Origin of the sequence: Burkholderia sp. PAMC 26561 (assembly GCF_001557535.2) — a bacterium.
GTDB lineage: Bacteria > Pseudomonadota > Gammaproteobacteria > Burkholderiales > Burkholderiaceae > Caballeronia.
This window is the reverse complement of the sequence record NZ_CP014306.1, coordinates 2,521,169-2,538,733: the sequence shown is the minus strand read 5'-3', so window position 1 is coordinate 2,538,733 and position 17,565 is coordinate 2,521,169. Positions and strand designations below refer to the sequence as shown.

The 17,565-nt window shown below is 61.6% G+C and carries 17 protein-coding genes; 6 read left to right on the top strand and 11 right to left on the bottom strand.

Annotated elements, in window-relative coordinates:
• The first annotated feature begins 45 nt into the window (after positions 1–45).
• The gene (mutS, locus tag AXG89_RS11680; protein WP_236873421.1) at positions 46–2,670 is read left to right on the top strand and encodes a DNA mismatch repair protein MutS; all 2,625 of its coding nucleotides are present in this window, start codon (positions 46–48) and stop codon (positions 2,668–2,670) included.
• Positions 2,633–3,985 (top strand): hypothetical protein, encoded by a 1,353-nt coding sequence (locus tag AXG89_RS11675; protein WP_082771403.1) that lies wholly within the window; start codon positions 2,633–2,635, stop codon positions 3,983–3,985. Before mutS ends, AXG89_RS11675 begins: the two co-directional genes overlap by 38 nt.
• 78 nt (positions 3,986–4,063) lie before the next feature.
• Here AXG89_RS11675 and AXG89_RS11670 read toward each other — a convergent pair whose 3' ends face one another.
• A complete protein-coding gene (locus tag AXG89_RS11670; RefSeq protein WP_061999085.1) occupies positions 4,064–4,603 on the bottom strand; it encodes an FKBP-type peptidyl-prolyl cis-trans isomerase in 540 nt (179 codons plus the stop codon).
• Positions 4,604–4,636: 33 nt separating this feature from the next.
• Between AXG89_RS11670 and AXG89_RS11665 the strand changes: the two genes are divergently transcribed.
• Both AXG89_RS11665 and AXG89_RS11655 read left to right on the top strand, forming a co-directional pair.
• On the top strand, positions 4,637–5,857 hold the full coding sequence (locus AXG89_RS11665) for a cupin domain-containing protein (protein ID WP_082771402.1): 1,221 nt from the start codon (positions 4,637–4,639) through the stop codon (positions 5,855–5,857).
• Positions 5,858–6,100: 243 nt separating this feature from the next.
• Positions 6,101–6,364 carry a hypothetical protein gene (locus tag AXG89_RS11655; RefSeq protein WP_075360448.1) on the top strand — a complete coding sequence of 88 codons (264 nt, stop codon included), beginning with the start codon at positions 6,101–6,103 and terminating at the stop codon, positions 6,362–6,364.
• 184 nt (positions 6,365–6,548) lie between these two features.
• On the opposite strand, the gene AXG89_RS11650 is transcribed toward AXG89_RS11655, so the two are convergent.
• The 10 genes from AXG89_RS11650 to AXG89_RS11605 form a co-directional block, all read right to left on the bottom strand.
• A complete protein-coding gene (locus AXG89_RS11650) occupies positions 6,549–7,322 on the bottom strand; it encodes an MBL fold metallo-hydrolase (RefSeq protein ID WP_062169763.1) in 774 nt (257 codons plus the stop codon).
• A 10-nt stretch (positions 7,323–7,332) separates the two neighbouring features.
• Complete coding sequence (bamC, locus tag AXG89_RS11645; protein ID WP_062000800.1) at positions 7,333–8,475, bottom strand: outer membrane protein assembly factor BamC; 1,143 nt, start codon at positions 8,473–8,475, stop codon at positions 7,333–7,335.
• Positions 8,476–8,642: 167 nt separating this feature from the next.
• Complete coding sequence (gene dapA, locus AXG89_RS11640; protein WP_062169762.1) at positions 8,643–9,548, bottom strand: 4-hydroxy-tetrahydrodipicolinate synthase; 906 nt, start codon at positions 9,546–9,548, stop codon at positions 8,643–8,645.
• Between the two features lie 42 nt (positions 9,549–9,590).
• On the bottom strand, positions 9,591–10,199 hold the full coding sequence (locus tag AXG89_RS11635) for a class I SAM-dependent methyltransferase (RefSeq protein ID WP_062169761.1): 609 nt from the start codon (positions 10,197–10,199) through the stop codon (positions 9,591–9,593).
• A gap of 11 nt (positions 10,200–10,210) precedes the next feature.
• Positions 10,211–11,413 (bottom strand): tryptophan--tRNA ligase, encoded by a 1,203-nt coding sequence (locus AXG89_RS11630; protein WP_061999080.1) that lies wholly within the window; start codon positions 11,411–11,413, stop codon positions 10,211–10,213.
• Positions 11,414–11,417: 4 nt separating this feature from the next.
• Complete coding sequence (locus tag AXG89_RS11625) at positions 11,418–12,083, bottom strand: site-2 protease family protein (RefSeq protein ID WP_061999079.1); 666 nt, start codon at positions 12,081–12,083, stop codon at positions 11,418–11,420.
• Between the two features lie 154 nt (positions 12,084–12,237).
• Positions 12,238–12,879, bottom strand: a complete 642-nt coding sequence (locus AXG89_RS11620) for an L-threonylcarbamoyladenylate synthase (RefSeq protein WP_062169760.1) — start codon at positions 12,877–12,879, stop codon at positions 12,238–12,240.
• Between the two features lie 164 nt (positions 12,880–13,043).
• Complete coding sequence (locus AXG89_RS11615; RefSeq protein ID WP_061999077.1) at positions 13,044–13,874, bottom strand: 3',5'-nucleoside bisphosphate phosphatase; 831 nt, start codon at positions 13,872–13,874, stop codon at positions 13,044–13,046.
• 53 nt (positions 13,875–13,927) lie between these two features.
• Positions 13,928–14,815 carry an alpha/beta fold hydrolase gene (locus AXG89_RS11610; RefSeq protein WP_062169759.1) on the bottom strand — a complete coding sequence of 296 codons (888 nt, stop codon included), beginning with the start codon at positions 14,813–14,815 and terminating at the stop codon, positions 13,928–13,930.
• Complete coding sequence (locus AXG89_RS11605) at positions 14,812–15,669, bottom strand: ferritin-like domain-containing protein (protein ID WP_061999075.1); 858 nt, start codon at positions 15,667–15,669, stop codon at positions 14,812–14,814. The genes AXG89_RS11610 and AXG89_RS11605 overlap by 4 nt, the downstream gene beginning before the upstream one ends.
• 250 nt (positions 15,670–15,919) lie before the next feature.
• On the opposite strand from AXG89_RS11605, the gene AXG89_RS11600 reads away from it, so the two are divergent.
• Both AXG89_RS11600 and hslO read left to right on the top strand, forming a co-directional pair.
• Positions 15,920–16,444, top strand: coding sequence for a gamma carbonic anhydrase family protein (locus AXG89_RS11600; protein ID WP_061999074.1), 525 nt, complete (start codon positions 15,920–15,922; stop codon positions 16,442–16,444).
• 71 nt (positions 16,445–16,515) lie between these two features.
• Entirely contained in the window at positions 16,516–17,460 is a 945-nt protein-coding gene (gene hslO / locus AXG89_RS11595; protein ID WP_062000799.1) for an Hsp33 family molecular chaperone HslO, read from the top strand.
• Positions 17,461–17,565 lie beyond the last annotated feature (105 nt).

Sequence of the window (17,565 nt, the reverse complement as noted above, 5' to 3'; positions counted from 1 at the left end):
CGCATCGATTCCGCTGTGCCGGTCGACCTGTCGCATCACACGCCGATGATGCAGCAGTACTTGCGAATCAAGGCGGAGCATCCGGGGACCCTCGTGTTCTACCGCATGGGCGATTTCTACGAGCTTTTCTTCGACGACGCTGTCAAAGCCTCGCGCCTGCTCGACCTGACTCTCACGCAACGCGGTGCATCGGGCGGCAACCCCATCAGGATGGCGGGCATTCCGCATCATTCGTGCGAGCAATATCTTGCCAAGCTGGTGAAGCTCGGCGAGTCGGTCGCCATCTGCGAGCAGATCGGTGACCCGGCGACATCGAAGGGACCGGTCGAGCGCAAGGTCGTACGCGTCGTCACGCCCGGCACGCTCACTGACGCGGCTCTCCTCTCCGATAAAAACGACGTCTTCCTGCTGGCGTTATGCCCTGCACACAACCGTCGCGGTGTTGTGACGAGCGTGGGGCTTGCGTGGCTCAATCTTGCAAGCGGCGCGTTGCGTCTTGCTGAAGTGGCGCCGGATCAACTGGGCGCGGCACTTGAACGCATCCGGCCGGCGGAAACGCTGGTGGCCGACTCGTTCTCGGAATCGAACGCACCGTTCCAGGTTCCGAACGTCGGCGCAACCACGCGCGTACCCGCATGGCACTTCGATGTCGGCTCCGGCACGCAGCGCTTGTGCGAGCAACTCGATGTCGCGGGCCTCGACGGTTTCGGCGCCCACTCGCTGACCTGCGCATGTGGAGCGGCCGGTGCGCTGCTGCTCTATGCCGCCGCAACCCAAGGTCAGCAATTGCGGCACGTCCGAAGCCTCAAGGTGGAGTACGAGTCGGAGTACATCGGACTGGACCCGGCCACGCGACGCAATCTGGAATTGACCGAAACACTCCGCGGCACGGAATCTCCGACACTCTGTTCGTTGCTCGACACCTGCTGCACAACCATGGGCAGCCGTTTGCTGCGCCACTGGCTGCACCATCCGCCGCGCGATTCGACCATCGCCCAGGGAAGGCAGCGCGCGATCGGCGCATTGCTGGAAGCACCGCCGGACGCAAGCCTCGACGGCCTGCGCACAGCACTTCGCCAGATTTCGGATATCGAACGAATCACGGGCCGGCTTGCACTGTTGTCGGCACGACCACGCGATCTTTCGAGCTTGCGCGATACCTTCGCCGCCCTGCCGCAACTGCGCGAACGGCTCGCTTCGGTCAAGGTGCACGCGGCATGGCTTGAACGTATCGATGCCTCGCTCGAACCGCCGCCGGAATGCCTCGAACTGCTGACCCGCGCGATTGCCAAGGAGCCTGCCGTGCTGATTCGCGACGGCGGTGTGATGGCGCGCGGTTATGACGCGGATCTCGACGAGTTGCGTGACATCTCGGAGAACTGCGACCAGTTCCTGATCGACCTGGAAACGCGCGAGCGCGCCCGCACGGGGATCGCGAATCTGCGAGTCGAGTACAACAAGGTGCATGGCTTTTACATTGAAGTCACGCGAGGTCAGACGGACAAGGTTCCGGACGACTACCGGCGCCGTCAGACGCTCAAGAATGCCGAGCGTTACATCACGCCGGAGCTGAAGACGTTTGAAGACAAGGCGCTGTCCGCGCAGGACCGCGCGCTCGCCCGCGAGCGCATGCTCTACGACGCGCTGCTGCAGACGTTGCTACCGCATATCGGCGATTGTCAGCGCGTGGCGGCGGCGTTAGCAGAACTGGATCTGCTGAGCGCATTCGCCGAACGCGCACTCGCGCTCGACTGGGTGGCGCCGTCGTTTGCGGGCGACTCGGGCATCGATATCGAACAAGGGCGGCATCCAGTAGTCGAAGCGCAAGTCGAACAGTTCATCGCCAACGATTGTTGCCTGAACACCGAACGCAAACTGTTGCTGGTCACCGGTCCGAACATGGGCGGTAAATCGACGTTCATGCGCCAGACGGCGTTGATCGCGCTGCTTGCGTACGTGGGCAGTTACGTGCCGGCCAAGCGCGCGAGCTTTGGTCCGATCGACCGGATTTTTACGCGCATTGGCGCGGCTGACGACCTCGCGGGCGGCCGCTCGACCTTCATGGTCGAGATGACCGAAGCCGCGGCCATCCTCAACGACGCCACCCCGTCGAGTCTCGTACTGATGGACGAAATCGGCCGCGGCACATCGACTTTCGACGGCCTCGCGCTCGCCTGGGCGATTGCACGGCACCTGCTCTCGCACAACGGCTGCCATACGCTGTTCGCCACGCATTATTTCGAATTGACCCAGTTGCCGGCCGAGTTCGCGCACGCCGCGAACGTGCACTTGTCGGCGGTCGAGCATGACCATGGCATCGTGTTTTTGCACTCGGTCAACGAAGGTCCTGCGAACCAGAGTTACGGATTGCAAGTGGCGCAACTCGCAGGCGTTCCGCCTGCCGTGATCAAGGCCGCCAGAAAACACCTGGCGCATCTGGAGCAGCAGTCCATCGGCCAGGCGTCGCCGCAATTCGACCTGTTCGCGCCCCCGCCGGCAGATCTCACGGATATTAACGAACCCGAAGCGCGCGACGAGTCGGCCGCGCCTCACCCGGCGCTTGACCGCCTTCGTGCGATCGATCCCAACGAGGTGCGTCCCCGCGACGCGCTCGACCTGCTGTACGAACTACATGAGCTGGCGTCGCACGCTCCGGATGCATCTCGCTAATTGCGCGTATCGCGCTCACTGGCGGCGTGCGCGCGTGACACACGCGTTTGCCCTCGCCTGCGTCGTCATGGCCGCGCAAGCGGCGTGCGCCGAGGCGCCGCCGATGAGTTTCGCGATTGCATCGAACGTGGTGAACAGATCAAGTGACGAGACCACGCTGCAACAGATGCTCGATGCCATCGGACGCGATCGCAATACGTCGTTCATCGTCTACGACGGCAATCTGAAAAGCGAAGCCGAACCTTGTCGCGACGCCCTGTACAACACGCGCCAGCAGATCTTCGATAGCTCGCGCAAACCCGTGGTCCTGCTGCCTGGCGGCAATGACTGGGCGTCGTGCAGTTCGTCGCAAGCGGGTGGCTATGATCCGGTCGAGCGGTTGGACTTCATTCGCCAGTCGTTCTTCGCGGATTCGAACTCTCTCGGTCAGACGCCCATGAGCGTGATTCGCGAAAGCGACGTTGCGCGCTTTCGTCCGTTCCGCGAAAACGTGCGATGGCAGACCAACGGCATTGCGTTCATCGGATTGAATGCGCCCGCGCCGAACAATCATTATTTGACCGCCGGCGGACGCAACGGCGAGTTCGAGGACCGCTCCGTCGCCAACGCTTTCTGGCTGGAACACGCGGTCGAAACCGCGCGCCGCACCGACATGCGTGCGGTCGTGGTGATCCTGCAAGGTGATCCGGACTTTACGCGCTATGAACGGCGTGATCGGTTTGCGTGGTTGCGGTTTTCGCGCGGCGATACATCACGCGACGGGTTTCTCGAGCTCAAGCGCAGCCTTGTGAAAGCCGCAGAATCGTTTCGGGGTCCGATGATTGTGATTCACGGCTCCGACACACCTATTGTCAAAGGTTTTCGTATCGATCAACCCTTGCGCAATGACAAGGGGACCGTGGTGGCGAATCTGACGCGCATCGAGGTCGGATTGAAGAATCCGCGAACGCAATGGCTCGAAGTCGAATCCGACCTGAGCTGGCGACCGCCGTTTCGTGTCCGCGTGCGGGACGTGACCGTGCGGCCGAACGCGCAAGCTCAAGGGTCGCCTCCGGCATCGGCGCCGGCTGCATCGTCTGTGCCGAGCGTTGAAAACGGCGCGCCGGGACCGTCATCTTTTTTCCAGGAGATGCAACCGGTGCAGCAACATCCGGCGCCTGCGCCCGCGAGCGACGGCGCAGCGTCCAATGCCACGCCTCAGATGCCACCGTTGCTGAATCCGAATCCGCCGCCGACTGTGCCGCCGATCCTGAACGCGCCTTCGAACCCAATAACACCTGCAAGCGGTGCATCGAATAAAGCAGATGGTCAATGAAATAAAACAAAGGCGCAGCAACCTGCCTGCGCCTTGTGTTCACTTCCGATCCCGATCAACCGATAAAACCGAACCGCCTCAATGCAAGGTCGGACCCGCGTCCTTGCCCGGCTCTTCATCGTCCTCGTCGAGCACTTCGAGACCATCGAGCCCATGCGCGTGCTGGTGCTCTTTCTCGTCTTCGGTGGCTTCACGCACTTCCTGCACGTTCAACGCGAAACGCAGCGCCATGCCGGCGAGCGGATGATTGCCGTCGAGCACGACCTTGTCTTCTGCTACATCGGTCACTGTGTAGATGAGCGAATCGAGTTCGTCCTCGCCGTCTTCCGGCGTGCCCTCGAATTGCATGCCGATTTCGAGCGGCTCCGGAAAGCGGCCACGCGCCTCCACCTTCACGAGATCGGGATCGTACTCGCCGAACGCGTCTTGCGGCTCGAGCTGCAATTGCGTCTGATAGCCGGCTTCCTGACCGTCGAGTGCTTCCTCGATCTTGGGGAACGTGCCATCATAGCCGCCGTGCAGATAGACCATCGGCTCGTCGCTTTCCTCGATCAGGTTGCCATGAGCGTCAGACAGCTTATAGGCGACTGATACGACGGTGTCTTTTGCGATTTTCATTGGATTCTCCAAGATACAAGCCTCAATTATACGATGCCAGCGCGGTCCCCAAACGTTCCCTCAAGTCCTTTCGCGGTGCCGCTTCCCGACGAACCTTCAACCCTCCTTGGCGGCCTCTCGCCCGCGCAGTTCATGCGCCGGTACTGGCAGAAAAAGCCGCTGCTGATCCGTCAGGCGATTCCCGGCATCCAGGTGCCCCTCTCGCGCGACGAACTGTTCGACCTCGCCGACAACGACGACGCCGAATCACGCCTGATCACCCATTTTCGCCAATCCTGGGCAATGGAACATGGCCCGTTTGCGCCAGATGAACTGCCGTCCGTAAAAAAGCGTGACTGGACATTACTCGTGCAAGGCGTGAACCTGCACGACGACCGCGCCCGGTCGCTCCTCGACCGCTTCCGTTTCATACCTGATGCGCGGCTGGACGACCTCATGATCTCGTACGCGACGGACGGCGGCGGTGTCGGCGCGCATTTCGATTCCTACGATGTCTTCCTGCTGCAGGTCCATGGCAAACGCCGCTGGCGTTTCGGTGCGCAGCGCGATCTCTCGCTAAAAGAGGGGTTGCCGTTGAAAGTTTTACAGCACTTCGAAGCCGATGAGGAATGGGTGCTCGAGCCGGGCGACATGCTTTATCTGCCGCCTCATATCGCCCATGACGGCGTGGCCGAAGGCGAATGCATGACATGCTCTATCGGCTTTCGCGCACCGTCCGCCGCCGAACTGTCGGGACAATTCCTGTATCACCTGGCTGAGCGCATGGAAGAGATGTCGGGTGGCCGCGGCAAGGGCGAACAGCGTTACCGCGACCCGACTCAGCCGGCCGTCACGAATCCCGCGCAATTGCCGCCCCTTCTGGTCGAGCGGGTAGGCGCGATCCTTGCGAACATCGAATGGACTGAAAAGGAGGTTGCTGGTTTTCTCGGTACTTATTTGAGCGAACCCAAGGCGAATGTCGTATTTGATCCGCCACAACGACCTTTGAATGAAAAGCGATTTATTGAGCGCGCGAAGCAGTCCGGTTTGAAGCTCGATAGAAAAACCGTGCTGCTTTACGACAAGCACGCTTATTTTCTCAACGGCGAACGCGAGTTAATGTCGCCGAAAGCCAGAAAATGGCTGCCCGAGCTTGCTGACAAGCGATATCTGGAGGGGAAACGGTTTGTAACACTCTCTGGAGAATCGTCAATGACAGTCTTACTGCACGAGTGGTATTGTGCGGGCTGGATTCAAGTCGACGCGAACGCCTAGCGTTGTTTGGTCTTGTTGTTCGCCGGGTTGTTATCGCAGGCTGATGAAATGTATGAGAAAGACAACGTATTGTCCCTGCATTTATCGACGGTCAGTACGAAAGTGCATATAATTTCCGCCCAAGCCGTAGGAAGTCTCACAACCATACATAATGTGAGTCCACAACGGCCCGGGTCGGTGTTGGAGCACACATTACCGGTACTTTGCGCTGTTGCTTACCTTTAACCATAAAAGGACGTGATCATGAAGAAATCTCTCCTCGTAGCATCCCTGTTGGCTGCTGTTGCTCTTGCTGCATGCAACAAGTCTAGCGATACGGCTGCTCCGGGCGCTGCTAGCGATACGTCGGCTGCTTCGGCACCGGCAGCTGCTGCTTCGGACGCTGCGGCTTCCGCAACGGACGCAGCATCGAGCGCTACGGCTGCTGCAAGCGACGCAGCTTCGGCTGCTGCAACGGCATCGGACGCTGCTGCTCCGGCTGCTGCTGCTTCGGGCGCGAGCCAGTAAGTATTGAGTCAGAGGCCAAGTTTCCCGCTCTTGAGCATGATTGATCCAGCAGGAAACGAAGCCTCCGCAGTAAGCCCACAAGGTTGATTTTGTAGGCTTACGAAAAAACCGGCCCTCGGGCCGGTTTTTTTACGTCTGGTGCTTCTTGATTTAAAAGTTCGATATGCCTGTCACGGAGGACGCTTCAAAGGGATAGCCAGTCGAAGCCATCCGCCTGCGTCGCGACCATCACGTCGGCGGCCGTCGCGCCCAAGACCGAAGCAAGGGCCGCCTGCGCCAGCTCAGGCAAGTTGTTCTGCTGGCTCAAATGGGCGGCCACCAGATGACGCAGCTTCGATCGATCCAGCGATGCAAGGATGGCCGCCGCCGCGTCGTTGTTCAGATGCCCATGCATGCCGCTGATGCGGGCCTTCAACGACGCAGGATAGCGGCTCGTCGCGAGCATCTCCATGTCGTGATTGGATTCGAGCACCAGCGCATCGCAACCGCTCAACGTGCTGGCGATATGCGGCGTAGCAACGCCCACATCCGTCAGGACGCCCAAGCGGCTTGCGCCGTCGGAAAACACGTACTGGAGGGGTTCGCGTGCGTCGTGGGGAACTGTGTAGGGCAGCACATGCAGGTTGCCCACAGCGACGCTCTCGTCGCCCCAGAGCACATGCAGGTCGACCGGTGCGTCATCGGCGCCTACCGCGCGCGCCGTGCCCCAGCTCATGTGTACCGGTATGGACCATTTGCGCGCCAGCGTCAGCGCGCCGCCAATGTGATCCGTATGCTCGTGCGTGATGAAAATGGCATCGAGCTGATCAGGGCGAACGTCGAGCCTCGCAAGGCGCCGCTCGACTTCCTTGGCTGAAAAACCACAGTCCAGCAGCACGCGCGTGGTGATCGTGCCGCTGGCCGACTCGACCAGCAACGCGTTGCCTTCACTGCCGCTGCCGAGACTGGCAAAGCGCATTGGTCGGGACCTAGTTCAACTGCGCATGCAACAACGCAACGATACGTTGAGCGTCAGTCGATGTATCGACCTGACCGTTCGCATCGACCACGGCGACCTGCGTCAGGGCATCGGCCTTCGGACGCACATTGACCATGAATTCGCGTGAGGGCTTCGGCGCGCTGCCGGTGAACAGCTTGCCGAGCAGCCCTTCCTTCTTCAGCTCCGCCATGGAGTCGGAGAAACGCACGTAATACACGCCCTTCGCGCGGTCCCGGTTGTCCACGGTGAAGTTGGTACGGTCAAGCGCCAAACCGACTCGCAACCAGGCGCGATCGAACGGCTCGGAAATGTCGAGCGTAGACGTGCCGCCCGATTGATCCAGTGCGACAGCCGGCTCGGCCGGACGTGCTTCGGTCAGCAATTGTTTGGCTTGTGCATCCGTGAGACCGAACTTCTCCATCAGCTTCGCAAGGAACGCAGCTTCGAGCGCCGGGTTGCGCGGACGCTCTTCCCATTTCGATGAGGTCTTGTCCTGGCCGGTCAGCACTTCTTCCATCGCGGCGTGGCTGATCGAAATGTCCGTGGAGTTGTTCGAGCCACGTTCCACCAGCGTGCGGAACTGGTCGCGCGTACCCGATGAATACGCAAAGTCGATCAGCTTGCCCACGCTCTTCCTGAACCAGTCGTCCGGAATGTTCGCGCGATTCTCGGCCCAGTCGGTGGACATGATGCCGGTGGCCGGCGCATCGGTCTTGAGCGTGAAACCGTTCTCTTCCCAGAACTCCTGCAACTGTGGCCAGAGTTGGTCGGGCGAGCGGCCGTCGACCACTAGCCAGCGGCGGTCGCCGTCGCGTTCCACGTGCATGCCGAACGGGTCTTGCGGCGTCGGCAAACCGACTGTCGCATTGCCTGCCGGCGTCAGCGAACGCGGTGCCGCGCCGCCGAGCGAATTCAGCTTGGGCGGTGCAGCGTATCGCTGGCTGATGTCGCCGGTGGTCAGATCCGACGGCACTGCCAGCGACGGCGCCGTTTCAGCACCCTTGTAATTCACACGGTCAGGCGCGAGCCAATCGTTCAAGGTGTCACAACCGCCAAGCGAGATCAGCGTGCCGATTGCAAGCGACAGCGCGCCAATGGTGCGAGCGTTGTTGATTAAGGCAGAACGTTTCATGAGGTCCTTCGTGATGCTGAATGCGCGTTGCCTGGAAGCTAAGCCGGGAACGGGTCGATGAACGACGGGTTGATGACACTCGCTGGCTGGCCGAACGGTTGTGCGGCCGGGATGCACTGCATGCAGGCGAACGCGCGTGTTGTTCAAGCGCATCCGCCCGCGGTAAGTCAGGCCAAAAGCCCGGTCTCGCGCAACGCGGCGCGCACGACGTCGTGATAACGCGCGTCGAGCGGCGTCAGCGGCAGGCGAATCCCGCTCCCCATGCGCCCAAGCGCGGTCAGCGCCCATTTCGCGGGAATCGGATTCGACTCGCAGAACATGTTTTTGTGCAGCGACAGCAGGCTCAAATGAATCTTGCGTGCCGTGATGGCGTCGCCGGCCAGCGCCGCACGGCAGAGTTCGCTCATTGCACGCGGTGCCACGTTCGCGGTCACCGAAATATTGCCGTGGCCGCCGAGCAGCATCAACGCGATCGCGGTCGGATCGTCACCGCTGTAGATTGCGAAATGCGCGGGTGCCTCGTTGATCAGATTCGCTGCACGATCGATGTTGCCCGTCGCTTCCTTCACGCCGATGATTCCTGGCACGTTTGCCAGGCGGATCACGATGTCGTGATTCATGTCGGCAACAGTACGGCCCGGCACGTTGTACAGGATCACCGGCAGATCAACCGATTCCGCGATCTTGCGAAAGTGCTGGTACATGCCCTCTTGGGTGGGCTTGTTGTAATACGGAACCACTTGCAGCGTAGCGTCCGCGCCAACTTCCTTCGCGGCGCGCGCCAGTTCGACGGCCTCCGAGGTGGAGTTGCCACCCGCGCCCGCGATGATCGGAAAGCGCTTGGCCGTATGTTCGACGGCGGTTTTCACCATCAACACGTGTTCTTCCACGGAGAGCGTGGCGGACTCACCACTGGTGCCGACGACCACGAGCCCGTTCGAGCCCTCTTCAACATGCCAGTCGATCAGTTTTCGAAACGCCGGCAGATCGAGACTACCGTCCTCGTGCATCGGGGTGACGATGGCAGGAATGCTGCCGCGGATCTGGATGCCGCCGTGTGTTCCGTTTGTCATGAAACGCTAGGGAAATTGGTCGGAAACCGCGATTGTAGCGGATTAGGACTGTAGAACGTAACGATCCGGGGGTGCGGCATTGTTACGGTCCGTAAGGCCCGTGGACAGAGGCGCCGGCCCGGCTACGGCGCAGATGCGCTGCACGCAGGATGCACGCGGCGCGCTGATAAATCCATCCTGATAAGCGATGACCCGCAAGCGCGGGCGCACGGCGTCGAGAAGTTCGCCGGGATTGAGCAGGAAATCCGGATTCGATGGCTTGCCGAATTGCGCATTGCCTGCGGCAAAGGTTTCGTAGAGCAGCACGCCGCCGGGCGCGAGGGCATCGAGAAGAAAGGGAAATAACGGCCGGTGAAGATAGTTCGTCACGACCACGGCGGCGAACATTTCGTCTTCGCGCAAGGGCCACGCCGCATTTTCAAGATCGGCGCAACGCGTGCTTACGTGCTGCACGGCAGCGAGACTGGCGAGCGCGGTTTCATCGCGATCCAGTGCCAGAACGTCGTGTCCACGCGATGCAAAAAACCGCGAATGACGGCCGTTGCCGGCCGCCACGTCAAGCACCGCACCGCCCTTTTCCACCAGATGCGACCATTGCTCGATCCATGCACTGGCGGTGGTTGGGGGCGAATACAGCGCGGGCGTCGGCATCACGGCTTGCTTCAGTTGTAAGACAGGCCCATGGCGTCGCGAACGTCGCGCATGGTCTCGACTGCAAACTTGCGCGCCTTGTCGCAGCCATCGGCCACGATGGCACGCAACAACGAAGGGTCATCCATGTATTTCTGTGCGCGCTCGAGCATGGGTTGCTGCTCGCGCAGGATCCCTTCGATCACCGGCTGCTTGCACTCGAGGCAGCCAATGCCTGCAGTGCGGCACCCCTTTTGCACCCACTCGTGCGTCGCTTCGTCGGTGTAGACCTGATGAAGCTGCCATACCGGGCATTTGTCCGGATCGCCCGGATCGGTGCGGCGAACACGCGCCGGATCGGTCGGCATGGTGCGCACTTTCTTCGTGATGCTCTCGGCGTCTTCACGCAAGCCGATAGTGTTGCCATACGACTTCGACATCTTGGCGCCGTCGAGGCCCGGCATGCGCGACGCTTCGGTCAACAGCACTTGCGGCTCGACCAGGATGATCTTGCGCGCGCCTTCCAGGTAGCCGAAAAGCCGTTCGCGATCGTTCATGGACAAGCTCTGCGATTCCTGCAGCATCGCGCGTGCTTGTTCGAGCGCTTCGTCGTCACCCTCTTGCTGATACGCGACGCGCAACTCGTGATAAAGCTTTGCACGCTTGCCGCCGAGCTTCTTGGCGGCATCGAGCGCCTTCTCTTCGAAATCCGCTTCACGTCCATAAAGATAGTTGAAGCGCCGGGCAATTTCACGCGTCATTTCGACGTGCGGCACCTGGTCTTCGCCCACCGGAACGAGCGACGCGCGATACAGCAGGATGTCTGCCGCCATCAGCACCGGATAACCGAGAAAACCGTATGTGGTGAGATCCTTTTCCTTCAGCTTCTCGATCTGCTCCTTGTAGGTCGGCACGCGTTCGAGCCAGCCGAGCGGCGTCCCCATGCCGAGCAGCAGCGCCAGTTCGGCGTGCTCAGGCACGCGGCTCTGAATGAACAGCGTGGCCTGCGCCGGGTCGATGCCGGAAGCGAGCCAGTCGATCAGCACTTCCCACACGTTCTTCTCGATCACCTCGGGCGTTTCGTAGTGCGTCGTCAGTGCGTGCCAGTCGACGACCGCAAAAAAGCACGGGTATTCGGACTGCAGCCGCACCCAGTTCTTGAGCACGCCGTGATAGTGGCCTAGGTGCAGCGAGCCGGTAGGCCGCATGCCGGAGAAGATACGGTCAGGGAACATGGTTTTATTGGAAGAGCGAAGCAAGGGGATTCAGGACGGCCGACACCGCGACGTACCCGGCGCTCACCAGCGGTCCGAGCCAGAAACGCGTCAGGGTGCCGGTCATGACCAGCGCCATCACGATAAAAAACCCGTAGGGCTCGAGCCGCGACAGCATGATCGACGCACGCACCGGCAGCAAGGCCATCAGCACACGGCCGCCGTCGAGCGGCGGCAGCGGGAACAGGTTGAGCACGCCGAGCACGAGGTTCACGCCCACGCCCGCCGCAGCCATGCGCGTGAGGAAGGGTTCGTTGACATTGAATGCTGCGAGCAGCACGGCAATCACGCCCCAGATCAGCGCTTGCGCGAAGTTGCTGGCCGGCCCGGCAGCCGCGACCCACAGACTGCCCCAGCGCGGGTTGCGCAAATTGCCGAATGCAACCGGAACCGGTTTTGCGTACCCGAACATGAACGCGCCGCTCGTGACGAAATACAGCACCAGCGGAATTGCCAGCGTGCCGATGGGGTCGATGTGGCGCATCGGATTAAGCGAGACGCGGCCGAGCACGTAAGCCGTGTTGTCGCCCAGGAGGCGGGCCGCGTAGCCGTGCGCGGCCTCGTGCAGCGTGATCGCGAAAATCACGGGGAGCGCGTAGACCGCGATCGTTTGTATCAGGGAGGAATCCATAGCTCGCTATTGTATCAAGCAGTTGTGGCGCCACTCATGGCGGTGTGTGCGAGCGTTCGCGGGCCGTCGCGCGTCGAGGCGTGCGCTTTGCCTCGCGCGCCGCCCTATTGTGTCATCGCGGAAATTCAGGTGATGGAAATGTTGCCCGCCCGTGTCATTGCGCGCTGTCAGCGGTGAGACCGAACGGCTCCAGGCTTCCCAGCCCCGGGCGCACGAGGACCGGTACTTCGCCCGTCAGATCGATCACGGTTGACGGTTCCATTGGGCAGGCGCCGGCGTCGATCACGAGATCGATCTGTTTTTCGAGCTTTTCGCGGATCTCTTCGGCGTCGTTGAGCGGATGGGTATCATTGGGCATGATCAGCGTGGAGCCCAGCAGCGGTTGTCCGAGCGCTTCCAGCAGCGCAAGCGTGATGGCGTGATTGGGCACCCGCAGGCCGATCGTCTTGCGCGACGGATGCGAAAGGCGCCGCGGGACTTCCTTGGTTGCCTGCAAAACGAAAACGTAAGGACCCGGTGTCACGGATTTGATCAGACGATAGTTCCGGTTATCGACGATCGCAAAATTTGAAAGCTCAGACAAATCCCGCACCAGCAGCGAAAGCAGTTGTTTCTCGTCGAGTCCGCGAATGCGGCGAATACGCTCGACGGCGTCCTTGTCATCGAGATGACACGCCAGCGCATAGCTCGAATCGGTCGGCAACGCCACGATGCCGCCATCGTTGATGATCTGCACCGCCTGATTGATCAGCCGCGGCTGCGGATTATCCGGGTGAATGCGAAAGAATTGAGACATGACCAGAGGACTAGAAAAGTTGCCCGGCGGGAGCATCCGTCGGTTTGCCCGAGGCTCTCCATGTGAACTCGGCAGAATACCCGCAAATTCATGCTATTGCGCGACAAACGGCGCAAGGGAAGCGTGGAGTGGTGCAAGGATCGTGCGAAGCCTCGCGGACAAGCTCAGCGCAGGCATTCCCAGACGGGTTTGAGGTCGGCGGGAAGCGGCGGCAATTGGCCAAGGTCGATACGGCCCTCGCCCGCCGCGTGAAAATCCGAACCGCGCGAAGCGTAGAACCCATAGCGGCGCGCAACCTCCGCATATTCCCGATACTGATCCGGCGTATGGCTGCCCGTCACCACTTCAATGGCGCGGCCGCCTAGCTGGATGAATTCATCGAAGAGCGCGGCGAATTCGACCTGCGAGAAATCATACCGCCCCGGGTGCGCGATCACCGCTTCGCCGCCGGCCGCCTTGATCCATTTCATGGCGTCGGCGAGTTTCGACCATCGATGGCCGACGAAACCCGGTTTTCCGTCACCGAGGTATTTCGAGAACACGTCCGAGGTGGACTCTGCGTAGCCTTTATCAACCAGAAAACGCGCGAAGTGTGTGCGCGAGATCATTGCCGGGTCGTTCACGTAGGTCAGCGCGCCTTCATAGGCGCCCGGGATGCCGATCGCGGCCAGCGCCTGCCCGATGGCCTCACCGCGTGCCCTGCGGCCGCTACGCGTCTCGGCAAGGCCGTCGATGAGCTCCTGGCAATCCGCATCCACATTGAGCCCCACGACATGAACCGTGCGTCCCGCCCATGTGACCGAGATCTCGACGCCGCCGACATAGTCCATTCCAAGCGCCCTGGCCGCTTCGCGCGCCTCGCGCTGGCCGCCGATCTGGTCGTGATCGGTCAGCGACCACAGCGTCACGCCGCCTGCGTGCGCACGCGCGGCAACCTCGGCTGGAGCGAGCTGGCCATCGGAAACGGTGGAATGGCAATGCAGGTCGGCGTTCATCGTTGGAACTCTGGGAGTCATCTATTCATTCTACTGCAACGCGTCAAAGCGGATCACGCGCAAAACGCTTCGATCAGCGCCGCGACGCGCTCCGGCTGATCGTGGTGCAGCATGTGGCCGGCGTTATCGATGAGTTCCTCGCGCCAATCCGGGAATGCGGTGAAACGCTGCTTGAATTCATCGATGGGAACGTCCGCCGCGATCGCAGCCAAAGTCGGCGACCCGACGGCTTCCACGTGCAAGACCTTCGCCTCGACCTTCGACCAGACGGCCATCACCTCTTCCAGCCGGTACAACACCGGTCCACGAAGCTTGTGGGCGGGATCGGCGAGTAAATGGAAGCGGCCTTCGCCGTCTGGCTTCGACCAGTGGGCGGCCAGGAAACGCGCCTTCGCGAGCGGCAAGCGCGGGTTCGTGCGGATCAGGCGCTGGGCGACATCGTCGAAAGTGGCGTAGGTGTTGAGCGTCGGCGGCGCCCGAAGGTCGTCCAGCCATTGCGTGAGGCGTGCCGGCGCGCGCCCGGGTTGCATCGCGGCCATCCCGAACCCTTCCAGATCGACCACGCGGCGCACTCGCTCCGGCCGAACGCCCGCGTAAAGGCAGACGACGTTCGCGCCCATGCTGTGGCCGACCAGGTTCACCGCCTCGCGTGGCGGTGTGTAGTGGTCGATCAGTGCATCGAGATCGGCGAGATAGTCCTGGAACCAGTAGTTTCCGCTCTTGCCCTCGGCCACCGGCCAGTCCGACAGGCCAAAACCGCGGGCATCGGGCGCGATGACCTGCCACTCGCCGGCGAGCGCATCGACGACGAACTGGAATGACGCCGATACATCCATCCACCCGTGCAGCATGAAAAGCGTGGGCGCGTCGGGGCGGCCCCAGCGGCGGACATGCAGGCGCGTCCCGCGTGTGGTGACGAAGTCGGAAGTGGATGTTTTCATCGGGAAGACCCGGTGGCGTCGAGGCCTGCGAGCGCGCGCAGTTCGGCCTCGTCAAAACCGGCATCGCGGCGCGCTTCGAAATTGAACGGTCCACGCAGTTTCGGCGCGTGATAGCGCTCGGCGAGTTCTTCGTAGGCGACGTGCGGATCGGCGTTCGCCTTGTCGCACAAGTGCCGGAACCAGTGATTTCCAATGAGCACGTGGCCGATTTCGTCGTGGAGAATGATGTCCAGGATAGCCGCCGATGCATGGTCGCCCGCCTGCGCCAGACGGCGGCGAATCGGCGGCGCTGCGTCCAGGCCGCGCGCTTCGAGCGTGCGCGGCACCAGCGCCATGCGCGCGAGCACGTCGCCCCGCGTGCGTTCGGCCATTTCCCAAAGGCCGTCGTGGGCGGGAAAATCGCCATATGCGTGACCAAACTCCGCCAGCCTCGCGCTCAGCAGCGAAAAATGCCGCGCTTCTTCAGCCGCCACCTTGAACCAGTCGATGTAAAAGGCCTCGGGCATCGATGGAAACCGCCAGACTGCATCGAGCGCCAGATTGATCGCGTTGAATTCGATGTGAGCGAGCGCGTGCAACAGCACGGCGCGCCCGGCGTCGGACTGCATGCTGCGCCGTTTGAGCGATGAAGGCGCCACCAGTTCCGGCGCGTCGGGGCGCCCGGGCAGGTCGAGCGGATCGGTGATACGGGCGGTGACGTCGAGCGTCATGTCCATCGCGAGCATGCGGTCGTAGAAAAGCTGCGTGGCGCGGGCTTTGGTCGACGGATCACGTTCGCGCAACAGCGCGAGTGCAGCGTGCCGGACACTCAGTAGAAAGGATGACGAACTGGACAAATCGAGCGGGTCGGACATGATTCTCAAAGAGTTTTGACGTGCTTATGCTTGATACGCCGGAACCGGGCAATCCCGTCCTCGGCGGCCGGCCGCACGGCACTTCCCCGCAACCGGCTAAAATAACGGTTTCCCCGGTCGCATTTCAGATTTCAGCATCAAAACGCGCTGGAGCCGCCGTTCAAGAGCTCAACCAGCGACCGATTGTACTGTCCAGCCGCGGCGCCCCAGCCTGCCGCCCAATTCCGCTTCCAGCCCCACAGGAGACACAGTGGCAATCTACAAGCTCGGCGATGCCGCCCCGACCATCCACGAAAGCGTATTTGTCGCTGATACGGCGACCATCATCGGCCGCGTAACGCTTGAGGAGAACTCGAGCGTCTGGTTCGGCGCCTCGCTGCGCGCGGACAACGAGCCGATCGTGCTCGGCCATGGAAGCAATATCCAGGAGGGAGCGGTGCTTCATACCGATCCGGGCTTTCCCCTGACCATTGAGGCGAACGTCACCGTCGGCCATCAGGCAATGCTGCACGGCTGCACCGTCAAGGAAGGCGCGCTCATCGGAATTCAGGCGGTGGTCTTGAATGGCGCGGTAATTGGCCGCAATTGCCTTGTTGGTGCAGGCGCCGTGGTGACCGAAGGCAAGATTTTCCCCGATAACACCCTGATCCTCGGCGCACCCGCGAAAGCCGTGCGGGAACTGACGGAAGCGGACATTGCGAAGATGCAGGGCGGCACGCGTGGTTACGTGGAACGCCGCGAATATTACAAGGCGCAACTCGTGCGGATCGGCTGAATGCCGCTTCGTGCGTTTTGCGCAATCGATTAAAGGACCCCAGCGTGGTTAACGATCAGCTGCAAAAATTCATGTTCAACGCGGCGCCAGTGCGCGGCGAGATCGTCTCGTTGCGCGATACATGGCAAGAAGTACTCACGCGCCGCTCCTATCCCGCGCCCGTGCGCAATGTGCTCGGCGAAATGATGGCTGCCTGCGCGCTGCTGTCGGCGAATCTCAAGTTCGATGGCACGTTGATCATGCAGATCTACGGCGACGGACCGGTGACGATGCTCGTCGTGCAGTGCAATTCGGACCTGTCGCTGCGCGCGACGGCAAAACTCGCTGAGTCAATAGAAGGAGCGAGCGAAGCGCCCGTCGCGATCACCGACGACATGACCCTCCCCGACTTGCTGAACCGCAATGGCCAGGGACGTTGTGTGATCACGCTCGACCCGCGCGACAAGAAGCCCGGCCAGCAGGCGTATCAGGGCATCGTGCCGCTAAGCGGCGAGCATGGGCCGCTCGCATCGATGGCCGAAGTGCTGGAACACTATATGCATCACTCCGAGCAGCTCGATACACGCATGTGGCTCGCCGCGAACACCGAGCGCGCGGTGGGCATGCTGCTGCAGAAGCTTCCGGGCGATGGCGGTATCGTCCCGCACCCGGGCGAACACGACGCCGATACCTGGCAGCGCGTGTGTCACCTCGGCGGCACGCTGTCGAATGAAGAGTTGTTGAAGGAAGAGCCTGAGACTGTATTCAAGCGGCTTTTCTGGCAGGAAAACGTGCAGCACTTCGAGCCGGCTCAGGCTCGTTTCGAATGCACGTGTTCACGCGAGAAAGTCGGCGGAATGCTGAAAATGCTGGGTCGGGAAGAAGTCGACAGCGTGGTCGAAGAGCGTGGCAGTGTTGAAGTCCATTGCGAATTCTGCAACCAGCGCTATGAGTTCGATCCCGTGGACGTGGCGCAACTTTTTGTCGCGGGAGAAATCTCGCAAGCCGTAAGCCCGGCGCCGGATCAACGGCATTGATCGACGTCGCACAGGAAGAGTTCTGTTGTCTGTAACAAGACGTCGCGGGATGGCGCTTTGCCGATGCGCGACGTGGCATTATCCCTGTCCGATTAGTAGCCCGGC